The following is a 15,996-nucleotide window of genomic DNA, read 5'->3' on the forward strand; positions in this document are numbered from 1 at the left end:
CCGAGCGGAGCCGGGCAATATCATCTTGCGTGTAGCTCAAAGCCAATCTCCATCCGTTTCGCTGATCCAACCATCCCGCGCAGGGGGCGAGCGATCAGCCTGTCTTTCAGAAATCACCACCTCGGCCGGCGGGCCTTCCTCGACATGACCGGCAGAATCGCGCCCGACCGGCATGGCGAATTCATTCTCGATCGACAGCACCGCCCAGGACCGGCCCGGATTGGACCAGTCGACCTTTTCTGCGCCGATGATGATGTGTTGCGCCCGTGCCTGTACCAGATGATCGAGGCTTTCGTTCCGAACCATGCCGGGACGTTTTTCCCAACCGGAAAGCGTCCGACGCTCTGCCGTCAGCTCGGTCAGTTCCTTGACGCTCATCCATTCCGGGATAAGGCAGATGTTCTGCCCGTCCTCGGTCAGGCGAAGCGAAACCGCCACCGCATCCTTGAGCCGGTCGGTCGCCATATTCAGGATCTTGATGTCGGAAGCGACCCGGCGCTTGCCGCTGGCGCGCTCCGGCGCCTTGAGCCAGACCCTGTCCGTATGGTTGAGGCCGCCGCTGCCCCGTGTCAGATGCCAGCGCCGTGCCTCCCCCGCCTTCCGCCGCGCCCGGTAAAACTTATAGGCATGATCGGTTGTCGATCCGGGGCCGTGAAGGTCAACAGCGAGCGAAACGGCTTTCAGCCCCCACTCACCTCCCTCGACCGGCCAGACACGTTCGGACAACTCCTCCAGCACGGCCCAATCCTCAGCATAGTCACCGGGCTTAAGGGTGCGACCCGACGCCCCCGGTGCAGTCTCAGGCGGCTTGATCAGGTCGAACCGATCAATCGGCTGGTGTTTGCCACCCTCACCCCAAGCGGTAACCCCGACCGAAAAGTAAGTGCCCTGCACATCGATCGAAACGGTAATGTACCGCGCCCAGGACGGGGCAGTTCCTTTCTGAGTGCCCATATCCTGCGCCTTATCCTTCAGCGCATCGAGCGTGATTTCCATTTCCGAGCTGGCCGAGCGCGGCAGGTAGGGCTGCGCCTGCCCCGTGGTCACAGTACCGCGCAGCTTCTCTTCGTCGCCTGTTGCCTCGAAATGCCTCAGGCCGACCTGATAGGCCGAAACGAGCTCGGCCCAGGTGGAAAAGGCAGCGCTGGCCCCATCGAGCCAGTAGCTGAGCATATCAGTCCGACGCAGATCGGAATGATCCACAGAGACCAGCCGGATCTTGCCATCATCAGCCGGGGCACTTTCGTGCAGCCAGCGCCCCTCGCGGTTCAACTCTCCCTTTAACTCATGCCCGAAGGTCTCGCGGCAATGAGGGCACCGCATCCGCGCGGCCTCCCCCGCTTCTGCGGGATCAGCGCTGTCGGGATAGACCAGCCGGGCAAAGGTCATCTCGAAGAACGCCCCGCAATCCGGGCACGGCACGTACCAACGGCCGCGTGTTCCGTCCGGGTAGAGCGACAGAACACCGAAGGCGACAGGCGGGCAATCATGCGGCGATTGCGGCTTCCAGTTTTCGTCCCGGATCGGCGCGCCAGGGCTGCTTTCGATAATTACCATGCCCCGGGACATGTAGGTCCGGGTCCGCGCCCGCATCTGGGTGTATGGATCACCATCCCCGATCGAGCCGTTGCCCCAGGCGGGACGATCAAAGTCGGTCGCCATGAGCGTCCTGACCGTGGTTGAGGCCAGTTTCTCAGGCGTCGGATAGTCCAGCGTCAAATGGGTGCCGCCGGTGAAGATCTTCTGAAAGATCGTATCCGACCCACGCCCCTGCGCGAGCCGGGCTTTCAGGTCGGGACTGTTGTAAATGACAGGCGCGATCTTCTCGCGCTCCATCAGCTGTGCCGCGTCGCGCGTCATCTGGAACAGGGCAACCCGGCCGGGGTCAGACATGATCGCGTGACAGGCCACGGTCTGCAGCATCAGCGTCTTGCCCGACTGCGATGGCCCGGCAAAAACTAGTGCACGAAACTGGCGCGAAGCCGACATGTCGGTAGGCTCGACCATGTAGGGCGCGACATCGGCGCGGAACTTCTTCCACTGGCCCGAGACATTGACCCGCATATGCTGCTCAGCCGAGGCAGTGACCGATACCCGCTTGCCAGGGCGCAGCGACGGCAAAGCGCGCTTCAGGGCAGATCTAGGGTCCGTATAGGGCGGAAGCGGTTCGACGCCGATTCCGCCGGCCTGACCCGCAAGCCCGCTCAGATCACCCATCGATCCTGAACTTCAACATCGGGCACGTCCCTTTCCGCAAGTTCCTCCTCTTCAACCCGCTCAGCCATCTTGTTCAGCACATCGTCGCAAACGCGAACCACGGCGGCGACGTGCTCAGGCTTGAGGTTGATTTCCCTCTCCAGCAGATCGGGCATGGCCTTCAGGCCTTCCCTCACGATCTGAAAGATCGATTCCTGCAGTTCCAGAACATCAGCCAGTGGCACGAGCTGGCGCCGCATGTGCGCCGCCTTTGACCATGCGATATCGGCCATGGCTGTTTCGCGGCGCTGCGCCGGCGACATGGCGGCCTGCGGATTGTCGATATCCAAACCAAGAAACGAGGCCTGCATTGCTGCAACCTGCTGCTTGTTATGGTTGCTGCGCAGATCCGCCTCGGCCTCGCGACCCTTGCGCCAGGCATAGCAATGCGAAAGCCGCAGGACGTAAGCCTTGCCGTTTCCACCCTGCTGCGCGACCGGCAAGCCATCCTGCCGAATCCATTTCGCGACCGTGTTGACTGTGGTGCCGAGCGCCTGAGCAATCTCTTCCTGATTGCAATCCGCGTCCTGAACACCGTGCGGGAGCGGGAAGCGGTCGAGGATCTCCTGAAACTCCGGCGCGACCTCGACCGCGATCAGTTCGGGGCTATCTGACTGACTTTCCATGATAACCCCAACAACAACCCCTTGTCACAGATGGAAAAAATTCCAAAACGCACACAAACCGGGGTGCGAATTACCCGCGTGCAAGGTTTGGCCCGGAAGGACCCGCGCGGGTCACCGGGCGGTCGAGAGGGCCTTGGCCAGCGCATCGGCGAAGTTGACCCCGATCCGCTGCGCGAAGATCGCCTCGACGCCATCCTTGAAGCCGAGCCGTTTGTCATATTGCGGCACCTTGTCCGAGAACTTCAGCACCCGAACCGGAATGTCGCCCTTCGCCTTCCGGCGATACACACCCGGCGCGAGGCCATGCTTCGGCACGAAGTATGTTGCCCGGGTCTTTGCCCGCTTCCGCGACTTGTCGGTCGTATTGGTGGAAGCCTCGCGCTGCGCACCAAGACCGGACAGAAGCTGGTTGCGCTCGCCACTCGACCAGTTCCCATATCGATCCAGCCGCGCCGCCTCAAAGGGCGAGCCGGTCGCCGGGATCACCGACTGGATCACACCAGACCATGCCGCCTTGAGCGATAGCAGCTTTTCCAGCCTAGTCTGTTCACGAGGTCCGCCAGCCTCCTGCACCTTCAGATAGTGCCGGCGCCCCTGCATCGGCTTCTCGGCAACTGTTGCCTCAAGCGTGGTCTTTGTTGCCGCCGGGCGAAGTTCGAAGGCATTTTTCGTGAATGGCGTGGGGCGGTCAAAGACCACATCCATCCGGTCCTTGATGTGCGCGATGACCTCGCGGGCCGTTTTGTTCACCGCGACCACAGCCGCGAATGGAACCTGTTTCAGCCCGACATCGGACAGATTTTGGATCAGGTCATCGACAGACCTGCGCTCAAGTCTCAGATCCATTACAAAGCGCACCCCCAAACGCAAAAGGCGCCCAAGTGGTTTGACCACTGGGCGCTATTCGAGATGATGTCAAAATACATGCCAGCGATGAGGATAAGCGTCAATCCCCTTTTTACCGATACCCCTGCATTCGATCCAGCGCGCCCGCGAGCGCATCACGCAACGCAGCCCTGAGGCGCGCATCATTGGCCCACCCATGTGCCCGCAAGATCGAAGTCAAATCCCTGCCCGCCAGGCAAACCGCATCGACCAACGCCCGATCGGTGATTGGCCTGCGCCCCGTGCCGCGCTTGACCGCAAGCGCAACACCATCACCGATCCTGCGGCGGATAGCCTCAATCTCATACCCTTCAGCCAGATACGCCTCGATGAAACCTCCGCCGCTTCCGCCTGAGCCGCCAGCCGCCCTACCCTCGATTGATGCACATTTGATACCGGCAGCGTCATGACGCTCGACCAGCCCCTGATACTGCTGACCCATGGATATCTGCCCAAGTGAGAACGGGGCATCAAACGGAACATCCTTCCCGTCACGTTCGCATTTTACCCGGTGCCGCTCCCAGGCGTGACGGCACATGATGGAAAGCTGATCCATCCGCCGCCAGTGCGCGCCCCGCTGCGAGCGAGTGCCGCCGGGCAGCACCATGTAATTCGGAACGCGGTGCATAGGCCCGCGACCGGGCGCGGTCGGGATCTCTGCCAGATCTTCGGGCGGCGTGAAATAGTCCAGCATGTCACGGATGCGGCGATCCTCATCATGCAGCCTGTATTCGCCAGCCAGCTTTGCGAGGGCGTTAGCAAGGATCCCGTCTGCATCCAGGGCAGATACACGCATGACAAGACCGGCAAGATCAGCCAGCGCCTCATCCTCGGCCCCGCCAATCAGTTCTGCGCCAAGCGCACTGATCTCTTCCATGAAGCTCACGCCGCATCTCCTTCCGCATCCTGCGCATCCATGATGGCCGCGACCCGCGCCTCAACCAGGTGATACCATTCGAGCCACTGGCGATCCGCAGGCGCTACGGTGCCGAACCGGCTTTCTGTCTCGATCCTGCCGCGACGGCGTTTCGACGCATCGGCCTCCTCTTTCAGGGTTCTGATCACGAACCCGTTCGGCGGCTGGCCGAACTTCTTGATGGAGAGGTAAAGCTCTACGGCCCACCCCTCGGACAGCGCCTGCCGTCCGACGCGACTGCGCAGGTATGTGGTGACAAACCGGCTGTCAGAGGGCGGCGGCTCCTGAAGCTGACGCGCCCAGTTGCAGATCACCACCTCAGACGGCCAGCGATCCCTGTGCTTGCCCTGCCCGTGCTGCTCGACCACATCGCCCAGCGCACCAAGGTTCTCGGCAGACATATAGGCCAGCCGCGCGGCCAGCCCCTCCATTGTGGCCTCATGCTGCGCGACGGTTGCTCCGCCTGCCCGCTTCAAACCCCGGGCGGTCAGCGGCTCTATCAGAAGTAACCTGACCCGTTCCTTGCCTGCCTTCAGTGCATCGCTTTCCATTTCTGCCCCCTTTCTTTTCTCAGCAATTCCCCGGTTATCCACAGGCCAAAACGTGGCCAATCCGGGAAGGAATGTTTTGTTATGTCTTGTCCTGTCATTGTCCTGTCCTGTCCTGTAGGGCAATTACACCTCAAGAGCCTGAAAATGCGCTGAAATCTTCCAGAGTATTTCAGCGCCATTACTGTAATCATGTCACCGCATTACAGCGGCATTTCAGCTGTCAGCGCCCCGCCCGAAGCCAACCACGCGCGGGATGTTGTGCAGGGTCTCCAGCCCGGCAAGAATGTTTTCGTCGTTCACGAAGAGGCTGTTTTCGTCGAGCCACTTGGTGACCGAAGCCACGAGATCGGCGTTCTCCGAAAACCGGGCTTTGCCCATGCCCTTCATCTTCGTTTTGACCCGGCTGCGCATCGTGGCGAGCCGCTGCGTCTCGCGTCCCGCTGCCTTGGCAGACTTTCGGGTCGCGGTTCGCTTTGCGATCTGCGCAAGCAGGCCGAGACCACCACGCGCGGACACATGGCAAAGCTTGCCCCCGAGGTATTCCCCGGTTTCAGGGTCAAGGACGCGCGCTGGCACCCAGTCATGAAGGACAAGCGGCCGCATCTCGCGCCAGACATCCAGATCCTTGACCTTGGCCTTGTCCGCCAGAAGCTCATCATCATCCGGCAAGGTGCCGGCAGGGTTCTCCTTCAGCGAGGCATTCCAGAGGATCACTGCAACCCCGATCACGTCGAAACGCTGCAAGCGCGTCATGCGGGTGACAAAGGTGCCATCCAGAAACTTGTGCAGATGCCATTCAACCCATTCATTCGTGACGAGGAGGTCGCCGAAAGCCAGGGGATAGATCATGGCGTTTACCGGTGCTGCCATAACGGGCTCAACAAGTTGCTCTTTGATCAATTCCCCGTCCCTTCCGTCACATCCACACACCGCCCCTCGATCAGCACGCCCGGTGCATCACCGTCCTGCTGCAAGGCGCGCATGCGCTGGTATTTGGTTTCTTCATGTCGGCGGGCCTCCGCAGCAGCATGGTCAAACCCCTGCCCCACGGCATCGCGAACCCCGGCAGCAAAGGCATCCCAGGACGAGTAAGCGCGGCTCATGCGGCAACACCCCGTTCACAACTGGTTGAGGTGGGAACCAAGTCGCCCACCACACGTTGTTTCATCAGACCGTCACAACGTCCCGTGACCTGTCTGTTGAACTGCCTGTATGACTGCTGGGGCGCCAAGCTGCGTCCCGGTTTTTTTTCGACCGCCCCGATGGGAACCATTTCACCCACCGCCCGTTTGAACACCAGGCGGCCGCAATCTCCCTCGGCCTGTCGCAGTCCCTGACCGACCGGGGCGCTCAGGGAATGGGGCGCCCCGTTTCTTTCACATGGGCAGTTTTGCCTAGGCGATGTTGCCGTCTTCGCCCCCCTGACCAACCGGCGTATAGGTGCCCCATTACCTCTGGTGACGAGTGATCGAGTTCTGGTCGTATTGAGTGAAGAGAGAGCCGCCCTTGCGCATGTCGCGACGGCGGCTTTTTTGTTTCGCCCCATCTACTCGCCCTCCCTGTGAGGGGTGGCGCGGGTCATGGCCGCACCAAGCCCGGACTTTTGCGCGCGGACCAATGCCCGCGCCGCCCGCTCGCCAGCCGCGAAAAGCGTGGTGCCGGTGCCGGGCGATTTGCCCTCGCTGCCATCCGGGCGGATGAACTTGACCTTGCCCGCGATGAACAGCGTGGCATCGGCTCGCAGGTTTGCCTCCTGCCACCACGGCGCGCTGGTGCGATCCGGGGTCAGGGCAATGCCGGTGCCGTGCGCAAAGAAGCGATCCAGCCACGGTTCCAACCCGTTCCGACCGCCGAAGGGTGGGTTCATCCAGACGAAGCCATGCCAGAACGGGGCATACTTCAGCCCATCATCGTTCTCGTTCAGCCAGCACCGCGCAGGAACATGCCACCGAACAGACGGAGAGGCCACATCGAGGTCAAATGTCTCCCCAAGCGCATCGAACAGATAGGCTGGGGTATACCATTCGTCAGATGCGCCGAGAGACGGTTCCCAAACTCCCATCACGCCTCCCCTTCCTGCGAGAGAGCGGAGGGAGGGGCGTCACACTCGACTGGACGGCTCAACAGCAAAGATTTGCTGGCGTGGAGCCCGCTCAGAAGCGCCATAGTATCCGGCTCTTTTCTCGCGCGGGTTCGCTCGGTGCGCAGCATCGGGCGCGTCTCAGCCAAGTAATCAGCGATGATGGCGCCCTTCACGACGACAAGATCTGTGCTGCTGGTCATTTCGGCGGCACGCTTCCGCTCCGCTTCGCGCTCGCGCGTCAGGATGACCATGCGCTGCGCCACGCCATGCCCAAATCCGGCCATGAATGACTGCCTGTAAAACGGACGGGGCGCAGAAGTGAACCTACGGGTCCAGTGGGCGCGATATGCCCTTTCCGAGGCTCCCTCGATCAATTCGCAAAGGTAGATCGCAAAGGCCACATCGTCTGGCTGGCCGATCCAGATATTCGCGCCCCCTCGCACGAGCGCGGTGCATTCTGTCAGCAGGCCAATTGCTGCGGCCGCCGCGTCAAGTGCGGGGTGCTTCCTTGCACGCCCGTCATTATGCGTGGCCTCAGAAACGCCGCCAGCGCCACGCTGCCGCAGTTCCGCCTCCGTGAGTTGGTTTTCGGCAATGATCTTGGCAGCAATCCGCGCTGCTGCGGCAGCTTCCCCCTCGGACGAGGCGCTATCCCCCGCCCTGGCGCGCAAGCTCCTGACCTTGGCGATAATGTCCGCTCTGACGCTCATCTCGTCTCCTCCCCTTGGGGGAGAGAGGCGGGCGACAGTTCCGGGATCTCCATCCAGTGCGAGAAATACAGGCAGATCCAGCCATCCACGCCACTGTCATGGATGTAATCCTGATCTATATCAGACCATTCGGCTATGAAGGCTGCAAAGCCCGGATTGCGTGCGAGGAATGGCCGGTCTTTCGGCGGCTTCGCGCTCTCGATCCCCTGCCACCCGTCACCCGGCTCGAACTGCGAGAGGATGCGGGCCTCGTAATCGGCCTGGGCGGCGGCTTTCGCCTCGGCTTCCGTGGCACAGCACGTGACATTGAGCTGGGCGCTCGGAACCGAAAGGCGCCACCCCGTTTTAGAAATCGCATCCCAAACGACATACTGGCCAACGATTGAGGCCGCCATGCCATCTGGACGCCACACCAGCGCCTTCACCTTCCCGGCGCTGACCGGGGCGCGGCGCCCCAAGGCGATGATCGCATCAACTGCCGCCTCAGCAGCCGCAGTGCCCACCAACGAATGACCACCATCGCATGCAGCGCTGTGACGCGCCAATGCCGCCGCCGCGATCATCTCTGCCCGGCTGGCTGGCTCGAGAGCATCCCTCACCACGCGCGCCATCTGGCGCAAGCCCGTTATGCTGGCGTCAATCGGACGATCAGCGCGCACGACCTCAGCCCAACGGTCCAGCGCGTCCGCTACGGTAAGCAGATCCACGGCGCTCATGCTGCACCGCCGATCTGGGCGAGGATCGCGACCCAAAGCACCTTACATCCGATGTGCAGGGCCTGATCGGCGTGGTAGCTGATCAGGCCGCGACACTTGGCGTCGTCGATGAACCAGTGCACCACCGCCTCAGCGAGGCCGAGCCAGATCGTGCCGGTGATGATCCCGACGAAACCGCCGTGAATGATCGAGTGTGCCGCAAGCGGGTGCTGCCACGGGACGCCCGGGATCGGGGCTGTCCGGTTCTTCCCGCGCGCGAGGAAATCGCCTTGGAGCGGGTAATCGGCCAGCATGTGACCGACGATCAGAAGCGCGAGGATCTCCATCATCCCTTCACCTCCCCGCCCACAGGGGCGGATTGGGCGCGGAGGATCGTTTCCAGATTGATGCGAACCCCGACCGCATCATCCGGGTCGATGAATCCGTGAAGCATGTCGCAGATCGCATCCAGCAGCCCAGCCTCTACCGGCGCGGGGGTGGCGGCTTCGTCCTTGACCAGGGAAAACACCCCAAAGCCTGCGTCTTGAAGGTGCCGAAGAAGCCCAAGGCCCTTGTCAATGTAATCTCCGGCCCGATCCTGTGCGGCGGCGGATGCGGCTTGGCCGATCTTCCAGGCCGGCTGATTGCCCGGCTGGTGCTGGTAAGTGTAGGCTCGCGCATCCTGCGGCCCGTCATATGCCGCACCGTACATACCGATCTTGCGCTCTATCGACAGCCGCAGGATCGCCACCGGCTCATGCGCCACGGGCTGCGATCCCGTTACCGCCTCCATGAACAGGCCGGCTGCGATTGCGTCATCACCGTGCGCCACGGGCTGCGCGGTGAGGGCGGCGGGCGATTTCATCGCATTGTATAGCGCAACCCATTCCGGCGTATCCTTGAGCCTGACGCCATGATCATCGCGCCAGGTGCCGTGGTTCATGGCGCCGTCGATTTCCTCAACAATGCGTTTAAGGCCTGCCGCCCCCCTGCTGATCGCATCGCCCTCGGGTGTGGCGGGGGACGAAGCGTCCAGATTTCCCACTGCGCCGGCACCATCGCCAGCGCTACCACTTCCGCAGTAACGAGTATCCGGGCCGCCACCCAACACCCCAGACTGCGGGGCGGCCCCCGTTTCAAAGGTGTTTGCAGTTACGGTTGCGCCCAATTCGATATCCAAAACGCAGCTTTTATAGTCATTGCGCGAATCAATTCCGAGGCGCAGCTTTCTTTCATTGGGGAGTAGCGATTGGTCTTTTTCGGGGTTGCCGGGATCCCAATTCCCGGCGACCCCCTTTACTCCCCCTCCAGCCAGTCCGGCCGAGGACGCCACAGCGGCGAGCGCCCCAGGGTGGTGGCCGGGGATGGAGGAGGAACCACCCTCCCCCGCGCCTGCGTCCGCCCCGGCTGCAATCTGTTCTGCGCCGGCGCTTTGCTCGGGATGACCTGACATATCGGCCCCCTATCGTCTGGTGACAGGCTGGCGCGTGGCGCGGTGCAAAACCGTGCCATCCAGCGTCTGAATGAAGTTTTTGGCGTTCCAGCCGCCGACGGGTCGACTGGATTTCGGCTTGAGGCCGAGATGGTTTCCGCGAACGCGGGCAACTTTGGCTTTGAGCGCCACATCGGCCGCGGTCTTTTTGCCGTGGCAGGGGCCGCAAAGCGCCCGCAGGTTGCTTTCGCGGTTCTCGCCCAGATTGATCAGGGCTTTGATGTGATCGAATTCCGGGCGCAGCTGGGCGCAGAAATCATTACTGCATTCGGCGCAGCGATCATTCTGGGCGCTCAGGATGCGATCTTTGACCCAGGACGGCACAGCCGTTTCAGGCGTCTTGCCGATCCATTCCGGGCGCTTGCGGGCGGTTGGGGTCATTGGATCGTACCACTACTGAGAAGAGGCGCCAGTTTTGCCCCGACCCTTTCAAGCCAGGCGACCATCCGCTGTTTGCGGGGAACGGTCTCGGGGCAGCCATGCTGCGTACAGCCGACCGGCCCGTGAATTAGATCCGCCGGCGGCATGAACGAGGCACGCACAAACACACGGTCAAGCGGCTGACCATCGTCAACATGGACGATCAGGACCGGCCGATCCGCATACACCATGTCACCCTGCGGGCCGTGATGAATGTAAATCACGGGCAAGGCCTCAGGGCATGGATCTTTGGCCACTGAATGGGTGGGAGCAGCGGTCATTGCCCTGCCCTCCGGCGCAGATCCTCAAGGAATGCCAGTGTGACCGGTGACGGCTCACGCGCGACAGTCGCCACCCCATCAGAGACTGAGGGATTGCCGATCGAAAAGCCGCCCTTCTCCTGGGCGGTAAAATCGCGCAAAAGCTCCAGCCCTTCGGGCCCGAGTTTGCGCACCAACGTCAGGATCTCGGCAACCACCCGCTGGAACGGGGCAAGATCGGCGCGGAAATCTACAGTCACAACCCGGTTCATTTGCCGGACCCCTTGATCAGGGCAGCAAGCTTTTCGACCGAGGCCACTGCCTCAGATACTTCTTTCCCGGCCTGAACCCGGCAGCCGTTTCCAGAAGCCAGGGCCGCCGCAGCACCAAAGGCCTCACCGGTTTCCCGATAGGCCTCCGAAACGGCGAGCATCAGGCACTGCCCTTCCTCGACCTCTGGGAGGTTGCGTGCCCGCCAGCGGCTGACGCAGGGATCGCCCACCGCTTCCTCCAGCGCGACTATCTCGTCGAAAGGCCAGCTGAGATGACCTGCATTGCGCTTTGAGATGGACCCCTTGGAAACATCGGTCCCGAGGCGAGCGCCGATCAGCGCAGCAGCCGCCTCGACCCCACCTGCCCGATCGACAAGGCCCTGCATCAGGACGCGGATCATTCGGCTCAGATCAGACATGGCGAAATCCCTGATTGACCACGGAAACCTTGTTTCCGTGACGCGCGGATGCACCCGTGCGAGACAGGGCACATGGAAAATGAATGGTCAGATTGGACGGCATCATGCAGCATCCTCGGCGTGAGGTTGCTTGAACGAAAAAAGGGAGCGCGGGCATACAATCCCTCGATCCGCGCACGCACGGTCAATCAAATCGAACCAGCTTGCTGGAAATTGCCCGCGACGGGCCGCACGGACGGAGAACTCACCGACGCCGCAAAGCCTGCGAACGGTGTCATCGCCAAGTGCGTCGATGATTTCGGATGTGCTACTCATGCCAACCAAATGACAAATATTTTGTCATCTGGCAAGACAAGACAATCATCTTGTGACAAGTTTTTTGTCAGGTAGGTCTATACCCATGGATAAGCCCTACACCGACATGGCCCAGAGGATCTCGTGGCACCGCAACCTTTTGGGCTACACCCAAGAGGAATATGCGGCCAAGGCCGACCTTAAACGCGCAGCCATAAACAACTATGAAAGTGGAGACTTCCCCGTTGGACTGGCCGCAGCTCGCAAGCTGCGAAAAACGTACGATCTGTCTCTGGATTTCATATACGAGGGGATTGTTGAAGCATTGCCGATGAACCTCCGAAAGGCTTGGCTGGACAACCCGCCGGACAAGTGATCAAGAAAATCGATAGTGAGGCCACTTACCTCAGAAGCACCCCTGAGAGCCTTAATCTTAGCGTCCTCTTTCATTCCTCAGCCCCAATGTTCCCCTAAAGTTCCGATCCTGTGCGGTGATTAACGACCGGTCAACCCCGATCCGAAACAATTCTGCGGGCGCACTTGTGGATAGAATTCTACTAAAGGGAGAATTACTTATGAAAAACTACGGTACCGCACGCGCACTATTGGGCCTGCTGGGCGTACTGGGCGTCATTGCCATCTTAGCGGGCGTGGCGCTGATTTTCTTCGGACCAGGCCGATCCACAATCGAGACGCTAACCCTGTGCATCCCACCGATCTTTGGTGGCCTCATGATGATCGCTGTCGCCGAACTTGGCACAGCTCAACTCGACACCGCCAGCAACACCGCCGAGATCGCGAACATCCTTCGTCGCCAGGAAAAGAGCCAGCAAAAGTAGTTAAGCCACCCCACACCACCAAGCTCAAAGCCCGCCGCTGGCGGGCTTTTTCTATACCACCGGCCCGTCACTCGCACCGATTCTCCCCACCCAAGCCGGTGCCAGAGCCCTAAATGACAATTTTTTTGTCATTTTTGATTTGCATTGACAACTTTCTTGTCTATACAGATCCCCATCGCATCCCCGATGGAGGCCTGCCTTGTCCCGTTTCCACCCCGACCAGATCCAGCGCGCCCGCCGCAGTGTCGTCGCGCATGACAGTGCCCTGCCTTCCCATGTCCAGCGCGTCTCGCGCATTGTGCAGTGGCTGATCCTGCGCGACAGCCGCCCCGTGGCCGAGAACCCCGAGGGCAAGCTGGTCCGCATCCCGCGCGCTGTCTTTGAGGCCAACGCCCGGCCGGCCTGGCCGAGGCTGCACAACCTCACCCTGATCCCCGGCGGTGCAGCATGAGCGCCCGCTGGTATTACGAGACCGTCTCGCCCGAGGGCCGCTGGATGCCGCAGCTGGCAGAGACCCGCCCCGAAACCGTGATCCATGGCGGGCATTTGCGCCTGCAACCCGCCAGCGGCAAGGGTCTGGGTCCGCGCATCCGCGCGCTGGCCAGCATCCACCCCGGTCTGGCTGATCGCAGCGTCGAAGAGTTGCAGGCCATCCTCTCGCCCGACATCAATGGGGCTGCGGTGGATATGCAAAAGCCGGGAGCGCTCGCATGATCCCGCGCACCAGCTATTCCGTCCCGCTCGCGCACTACCGGCGCCGCCGCGGTTTCCTGCTGCACTTCGAAGGGCTGACCGTGATCGCCGGGGTGATTTTCCTCGCCTTCGTCGGGGCCGTCCTCGCGCGCAGTCTGATCCTCGCCCTTCTCAACCTCACCTTCCCCGGCACCCCGCCGGGCTGCTGCTGAAAGGATTCGGCATGTCAGCGCCTGAACTGAACTTCCTTCAATTCGTGCAGACCTTTCGACGGGGCGAGCTGCTCGACGACTGCAACCAGAAGCTCAACGAGCTGATGGACGCGATCGGTGAAACCGGAAAGAGCGGCAAGCTCGCTCTGACCTTCGATTTCAAAATCGCGAAGGGTGGCCACCTTGAGGTCACTGCCACGCCGAAGATCTCGAAGCCCAGCCAGGCAATCCCGCCGGGCATCTATTTCACCAATGACCAGAACCGGCTCACCCGGCGCGACCCGCGCCAGATGGACATCGAGGACGAGATCGAACGGCAGCGCGAGCGCGACCGCGAGACCGGCTGATCCCGCCCCGCTTTTCCCTTCACCTCAGACAGGAGCCGATAATGGCCAAAGAGAACCAGACCGAAACCGCGCCCGAGGCAGAATTGCTCGAGCCGATCATCCCCGGCTTCGACGTGCGAAACCCCGGCGAAACGCTGGAGACCGTGATCAAAGGCGCGCGCCTCGCAGATCCTCGCCACTTCGGGCCGGATGGTCGGGAGTATGTCGCACTGCCGGATGACTTCCGCCTTCACGAGCTTTCGGACCGCGCGCAGCTGCCGCCCTGGCAAAAGCAGCGCGTTATCGTCGATGATCGCGCCTCGCTTTCGGCCTATGCCAACCGCTTCTCGGACGAGCGGTCGATCATCATCGCGGATTATGACGCACTGACTATCTCGGCCCGGCTGGACTGGCACCACGACAACCAGTCGCACAACACCGGCACCCCCGGCCCGAACGAACACAGCGTTACCTTGAAGCTGCGCCCCTCCGAGGAGTTCAGCCGCTGGGATGCCTTTGTGAAGGCGAAGTTTCAGGATCAGGAGACCTTCGCGCGCTTCCTGGAAGAAAACAGTTCGGACGTGTTGCACCCCGATCCCGCGACCCTGATCGAGATCAGCCGCGACTTCGAAGCCACGGTTGGCCAGACCTATAAGACATCGACGCGCCTCGACAACGGCGACCGCAAGATCTTCTTCGAGACCGAGAACCGCGCGTCCAATGGTGTGACTGTGCCGAAGAAGATCACCCTGCATATCCCGTTCTACAACGGCGAAGAGCCGTCTGACCTCGAGGCGTTGTTCCGGTGGCGTCCGTCTGGTGGCGGTGCGGTCGCATTCGCTCTGGAATGGCACCGCGTCGAATATGCCCGCCGGGCTCGCTTCACCGCCATCGCCTACACTGCTGCCGAAGAGACTGGGCTGCCCGTCTTCATCGGTCGCGAAGCGCCCGCAGCCTGAGTTTCGCAGGCGCGAGCGGCATGCCTAGCCCCGCGCCTACTTGCCCCGGTGGCGCCCTGCCAGGTGACCACCGGGGATTTTATCCCGCCGGGGTGGCGGGTGATCCGCCCCAACCTCCCTGTTGGACCTCTCCCGGCCAGAGCAAAGGCCGGGAGCCTTTTCCCGGAGTAGCCATGACGATCCCGCCCGAGACCCGCTTCCGCAACGCCGTTGCCGCAAACCTTTTGGCATCGCCGGGCAACTTTTTCTTTCCCGGTGAGGTCATGAAGCTGGTCCGGCTGGCTGCTGACCTCGGCATTCCGGAGGCGGACGCCCGCCAGGTCATCACATCCATGGTTGAGCGCCCACGCCACCGGATCACTGCGGGGATCGAGTGATGCGTGACCACGCCCCCTCCTCCCGCGTCCAGCTTTCGCGCAGCAAAGGCTCGCGCCTGCCGGCCAACACCGTACGCTGTGACCGGTCCACCCTGTTCGGCAATCCTTGGGTGCCGGGCGAAGACGGCGGTCTGCGCATCCCGAACGGATCGCTGCAGGGCAAAATGGATTGGTATCCGCTGATCCCTATGAGCGAGATCCTCACGCCCGAGCGCGTGGTCGCGCTTCACGCTGAATGGCTGCGCACCGGCATCCCGTCTCTGCCTGCGGGGCTGAGCGGCACCGATGTGACCCGTTGCATTGATGCCCTCGACGAGCTGCGCGCCGCCGTTCTGGGCCGCCTGCCCGCGCTGCGCGGCCACAGCTTCGCCTGCTGGTGCAAGCCCGGCCAGCCATGCCACGCCGAGACGCTGATGGAGGTCGCCAATGTCTGACAGGTATTTCGACGCCGCACCCACTGCCCTCACGATCCCAAAACGCGGCGCGCTGGCGATCTATGCCGGTGAGAAGTCGAGGAAACTGGCCGATGGATGCGTCTCGATGGGTCTGCGCGGCCCGCTACTGATCATGCCGCCCGAGATGTGGACCGATGGCGAGAAGCTCATGGAGGACATCGCCCAGATGCTGAACGAAAACGCTGGCCGGTTTTTCGACAGCGCTAAGGACAAACAGGCAGAGCATGACCGGCGCGTGCTGGCGGGAGAGATCTGA

At 62.0% G+C, this 15,996-nt stretch carries 26 protein-coding genes; 10 read left to right on the plus strand and 16 right to left on the minus strand.

The genetic code is table 11. The features are described from left to right. Positions 1-36: 36 nt before the first annotated feature. The 16 genes from JC607_RS07155 to JC607_RS07230 form a co-directional block, all read right to left on the minus strand. A complete protein-coding gene (locus JC607_RS07155) occupies positions 37-2,217 on the minus strand; it encodes a terminase gpA endonuclease subunit (protein WP_198836254.1) in 2,181 nt (726 codons plus the stop codon). Further along, a complete protein-coding gene (locus tag JC607_RS07160; protein WP_198836255.1) occupies positions 2,205-2,882 on the minus strand; it encodes a terminase small subunit in 678 nt (225 codons plus the stop codon). The genes JC607_RS07155 and JC607_RS07160 overlap by 13 nt, the downstream gene beginning before the upstream one ends. A 111-nt stretch (positions 2,883-2,993) precedes the next feature. Beyond that, complete coding sequence (locus JC607_RS07165; RefSeq protein WP_198836256.1) at positions 2,994-3,728, minus strand: hypothetical protein; 735 nt, start codon at positions 3,726-3,728, stop codon at positions 2,994-2,996. Positions 3,729-3,840: 112 nt separating this feature from the next. Continuing rightward, positions 3,841-4,653, minus strand: a complete 813-nt coding sequence (locus JC607_RS07170; RefSeq protein WP_198836257.1) for a hypothetical protein — start codon at positions 4,651-4,653, stop codon at positions 3,841-3,843. Then, positions 4,650-5,234, minus strand: a complete 585-nt coding sequence (locus JC607_RS07175) for a hypothetical protein (RefSeq protein WP_198836258.1) — start codon at positions 5,232-5,234, stop codon at positions 4,650-4,652. Before JC607_RS07175 ends, JC607_RS07170 begins: the two co-directional genes overlap by 4 nt. A 213-nt stretch (positions 5,235-5,447) precedes the next feature. Further along, positions 5,448-6,083, minus strand: a complete 636-nt coding sequence (locus JC607_RS07180) for a hypothetical protein (RefSeq protein ID WP_198836259.1) — start codon at positions 6,081-6,083, stop codon at positions 5,448-5,450. A gap of 47 nt (positions 6,084-6,130) precedes the next feature. Then, positions 6,131-6,337: a hypothetical protein gene (locus JC607_RS07185; protein WP_198836260.1), complete on the minus strand. Its 207-nt coding sequence runs from the start codon at positions 6,335-6,337 to the stop codon at positions 6,131-6,133. A 443-nt stretch (positions 6,338-6,780) separates the two neighbouring features. Next, on the minus strand, positions 6,781-7,296 hold the full coding sequence (locus JC607_RS07190) for a DNA N-6-adenine-methyltransferase (RefSeq protein ID WP_198836261.1): 516 nt from the start codon (positions 7,294-7,296) through the stop codon (positions 6,781-6,783). Then, positions 7,296-8,027 carry a DUF2786 domain-containing protein gene (locus tag JC607_RS07195; RefSeq protein WP_198836262.1) on the minus strand — a complete coding sequence of 244 codons (732 nt, stop codon included), beginning with the start codon at positions 8,025-8,027 and terminating at the stop codon, positions 7,296-7,298. Before JC607_RS07195 ends, JC607_RS07190 begins: the two co-directional genes overlap by 1 nt. Continuing rightward, the gene (locus JC607_RS07200) at positions 8,024-8,743 is read right to left on the minus strand and encodes a hypothetical protein (RefSeq protein ID WP_198836263.1); all 720 of its coding nucleotides are present in this window, start codon (positions 8,741-8,743) and stop codon (positions 8,024-8,026) included. The genes JC607_RS07195 and JC607_RS07200 overlap by 4 nt, the downstream gene beginning before the upstream one ends. Next, on the minus strand, positions 8,740-9,072 hold the full coding sequence (locus tag JC607_RS07205) for a DUF3307 domain-containing protein (protein ID WP_198836264.1): 333 nt from the start codon (positions 9,070-9,072) through the stop codon (positions 8,740-8,742). Before JC607_RS07205 ends, JC607_RS07200 begins: the two co-directional genes overlap by 4 nt. Next, the gene (locus JC607_RS07210) at positions 9,069-10,175 is read right to left on the minus strand and encodes a hypothetical protein (protein WP_198836265.1); all 1,107 of its coding nucleotides are present in this window, start codon (positions 10,173-10,175) and stop codon (positions 9,069-9,071) included. The genes JC607_RS07205 and JC607_RS07210 overlap by 4 nt, the downstream gene beginning before the upstream one ends. Positions 10,176-10,184: 9 nt before the next feature. Then, positions 10,185-10,595: an HNH endonuclease gene (locus JC607_RS07215; protein ID WP_198836266.1), complete on the minus strand. Its 411-nt coding sequence runs from the start codon at positions 10,593-10,595 to the stop codon at positions 10,185-10,187. After that, positions 10,592-10,915 carry a hypothetical protein gene (locus tag JC607_RS07220; protein WP_198836267.1) on the minus strand — a complete coding sequence of 108 codons (324 nt, stop codon included), beginning with the start codon at positions 10,913-10,915 and terminating at the stop codon, positions 10,592-10,594. The genes JC607_RS07215 and JC607_RS07220 overlap by 4 nt, the downstream gene beginning before the upstream one ends. Next, on the minus strand, positions 10,912-11,166 hold the full coding sequence (locus JC607_RS07225; protein ID WP_198836268.1) for a hypothetical protein: 255 nt from the start codon (positions 11,164-11,166) through the stop codon (positions 10,912-10,914). Before JC607_RS07225 ends, JC607_RS07220 begins: the two co-directional genes overlap by 4 nt. Next, positions 11,163-11,585, minus strand: a complete 423-nt coding sequence (locus tag JC607_RS07230) for a hypothetical protein (protein ID WP_198836269.1) — start codon at positions 11,583-11,585, stop codon at positions 11,163-11,165. The genes JC607_RS07225 and JC607_RS07230 overlap by 4 nt, the downstream gene beginning before the upstream one ends. Before the next feature lie 400 nt (positions 11,586-11,985). On the opposite strand from JC607_RS07230, the gene JC607_RS07235 reads away from it, so the two are divergent. The 10 genes from JC607_RS07235 (at position 11,986) to JC607_RS07280 (ending at position 15,996) form a co-directional block, all read left to right on the plus strand. Continuing rightward, a complete protein-coding gene (locus JC607_RS07235; protein ID WP_198836270.1) occupies positions 11,986-12,255 on the plus strand; it encodes a helix-turn-helix domain-containing protein in 270 nt (89 codons plus the stop codon). Between the two features lie 199 nt (positions 12,256-12,454). Then, positions 12,455-12,718 carry a hypothetical protein gene (locus JC607_RS07240; protein ID WP_198836271.1) on the plus strand — a complete coding sequence of 88 codons (264 nt, stop codon included), beginning with the start codon at positions 12,455-12,457 and terminating at the stop codon, positions 12,716-12,718. 199 nt (positions 12,719-12,917) lie between these two features. After that, complete coding sequence (locus JC607_RS07245) at positions 12,918-13,169, plus strand: hypothetical protein (RefSeq protein WP_198836272.1); 252 nt, start codon at positions 12,918-12,920, stop codon at positions 13,167-13,169. Next, positions 13,166-13,432 carry a hypothetical protein gene (locus JC607_RS07250; protein WP_198836273.1) on the plus strand — a complete coding sequence of 89 codons (267 nt, stop codon included), beginning with the start codon at positions 13,166-13,168 and terminating at the stop codon, positions 13,430-13,432. The genes JC607_RS07245 and JC607_RS07250 overlap by 4 nt, the downstream gene beginning before the upstream one ends. Then, positions 13,429-13,623 carry a hypothetical protein gene (locus tag JC607_RS07255; RefSeq protein WP_198836274.1) on the plus strand — a complete coding sequence of 65 codons (195 nt, stop codon included), beginning with the start codon at positions 13,429-13,431 and terminating at the stop codon, positions 13,621-13,623. The genes JC607_RS07250 and JC607_RS07255 overlap by 4 nt, the downstream gene beginning before the upstream one ends. A gap of 11 nt (positions 13,624-13,634) precedes the next feature. Then, complete coding sequence (locus tag JC607_RS07260) at positions 13,635-13,970, plus strand: hypothetical protein (RefSeq protein ID WP_143040453.1); 336 nt, start codon at positions 13,635-13,637, stop codon at positions 13,968-13,970. Between the two features lie 41 nt (positions 13,971-14,011). After that, entirely contained in the window at positions 14,012-14,908 is an 897-nt protein-coding gene (locus JC607_RS07265) for a DUF2303 family protein (protein ID WP_198836275.1), read from the plus strand. A 173-nt stretch (positions 14,909-15,081) separates the two neighbouring features. Next, entirely contained in the window at positions 15,082-15,285 is a 204-nt protein-coding gene (locus JC607_RS07270; protein WP_198836276.1) for a hypothetical protein, read from the plus strand. Continuing rightward, positions 15,285-15,719, plus strand: coding sequence for a DUF4326 domain-containing protein (locus tag JC607_RS07275; protein WP_198836277.1), 435 nt, complete (start codon positions 15,285-15,287; stop codon positions 15,717-15,719). The genes JC607_RS07270 and JC607_RS07275 overlap by 1 nt, the downstream gene beginning before the upstream one ends. After that, the gene (locus JC607_RS07280) at positions 15,712-15,996 is read left to right on the plus strand and encodes a hypothetical protein (protein WP_198836278.1); all 285 of its coding nucleotides are present in this window, start codon (positions 15,712-15,714) and stop codon (positions 15,994-15,996) included. Before JC607_RS07275 ends, JC607_RS07280 begins: the two co-directional genes overlap by 8 nt.

The organism is Paracoccus sp. IB05, from assembly GCF_016405985.1.
Taxonomy (GTDB): Bacteria; Pseudomonadota; Alphaproteobacteria; order Rhodobacterales; family Rhodobacteraceae; genus Pseudogemmobacter.

Excerpts from the sequence above, each read along its gene's own strand:
- JC607_RS07250 (WP_198836273.1), top strand. The coding sequence starts at position 13,166 with ATGAGCGCCCGCTGGTATTACGAGACCGTCTCGCCCGAGGGCCGCTGG.
- JC607_RS07205 (WP_198836264.1), bottom strand. The coding sequence starts at position 9,072 with ATGATGGAGATCCTCGCGCTTCTGATCGTCGGTCACATGCTGGCCGAT.
- JC607_RS07155 (WP_198836254.1), bottom strand. The coding sequence starts at position 2,217 with ATGGGTGATCTGAGCGGGCTTGCGGGTCAGGCCGGCGGAATCGGCGTC.
- JC607_RS07240 (WP_198836271.1), top strand. The coding sequence starts at position 12,455 with ATGAAAAACTACGGTACCGCACGCGCACTATTGGGCCTGCTGGGCGTA.
- JC607_RS07270 (WP_198836276.1), top strand. The coding sequence starts at position 15,082 with ATGACGATCCCGCCCGAGACCCGCTTCCGCAACGCCGTTGCCGCAAAC.
- JC607_RS07215 (WP_198836266.1), bottom strand. The coding sequence starts at position 10,595 with ATGACCCCAACCGCCCGCAAGCGCCCGGAATGGATCGGCAAGACGCCT.
- JC607_RS07255 (WP_198836274.1), top strand. The coding sequence starts at position 13,429 with ATGATCCCGCGCACCAGCTATTCCGTCCCGCTCGCGCACTACCGGCGC.
- JC607_RS07195 (WP_198836262.1), bottom strand. The coding sequence starts at position 8,027 with ATGAGCGTCAGAGCGGACATTATCGCCAAGGTCAGGAGCTTGCGCGCC.
- JC607_RS07265 (WP_198836275.1), top strand. The coding sequence starts at position 14,012 with ATGGCCAAAGAGAACCAGACCGAAACCGCGCCCGAGGCAGAATTGCTC.
- JC607_RS07220 (WP_198836267.1), bottom strand. The coding sequence starts at position 10,915 with ATGACCGCTGCTCCCACCCATTCAGTGGCCAAAGATCCATGCCCTGAG.
- JC607_RS07160 (WP_198836255.1), bottom strand. The coding sequence starts at position 2,882 with ATGGAAAGTCAGTCAGATAGCCCCGAACTGATCGCGGTCGAGGTCGCG.
- JC607_RS07180 (WP_198836259.1), bottom strand. The coding sequence starts at position 6,083 with ATGATCTATCCCCTGGCTTTCGGCGACCTCCTCGTCACGAATGAATGG.
- JC607_RS07230 (WP_198836269.1), bottom strand. The coding sequence starts at position 11,585 with ATGTCTGATCTGAGCCGAATGATCCGCGTCCTGATGCAGGGCCTTGTC.
- JC607_RS07185 (WP_198836260.1), bottom strand. The coding sequence starts at position 6,337 with ATGAGCCGCGCTTACTCGTCCTGGGATGCCTTTGCTGCCGGGGTTCGC.
- JC607_RS07235 (WP_198836270.1), top strand. The coding sequence starts at position 11,986 with ATGGATAAGCCCTACACCGACATGGCCCAGAGGATCTCGTGGCACCGC.
- JC607_RS07260 (WP_143040453.1), top strand. The coding sequence starts at position 13,635 with ATGTCAGCGCCTGAACTGAACTTCCTTCAATTCGTGCAGACCTTTCGA.
- JC607_RS07175 (WP_198836258.1), bottom strand. The coding sequence starts at position 5,234 with ATGGAAAGCGATGCACTGAAGGCAGGCAAGGAACGGGTCAGGTTACTT.
- JC607_RS07275 (WP_198836277.1), top strand. The coding sequence starts at position 15,285 with ATGCGTGACCACGCCCCCTCCTCCCGCGTCCAGCTTTCGCGCAGCAAA.
- JC607_RS07200 (WP_198836263.1), bottom strand. The coding sequence starts at position 8,743 with ATGAGCGCCGTGGATCTGCTTACCGTAGCGGACGCGCTGGACCGTTGG.
- JC607_RS07225 (WP_198836268.1), bottom strand. The coding sequence starts at position 11,166 with ATGAACCGGGTTGTGACTGTAGATTTCCGCGCCGATCTTGCCCCGTTC.
- JC607_RS07165 (WP_198836256.1), bottom strand. The coding sequence starts at position 3,728 with ATGGATCTGAGACTTGAGCGCAGGTCTGTCGATGACCTGATCCAAAAT.
- JC607_RS07280 (WP_198836278.1), top strand. The coding sequence starts at position 15,712 with ATGTCTGACAGGTATTTCGACGCCGCACCCACTGCCCTCACGATCCCA.
- JC607_RS07190 (WP_198836261.1), bottom strand. The coding sequence starts at position 7,296 with ATGGGAGTTTGGGAACCGTCTCTCGGCGCATCTGACGAATGGTATACC.
- JC607_RS07210 (WP_198836265.1), bottom strand. The coding sequence starts at position 10,175 with ATGTCAGGTCATCCCGAGCAAAGCGCCGGCGCAGAACAGATTGCAGCC.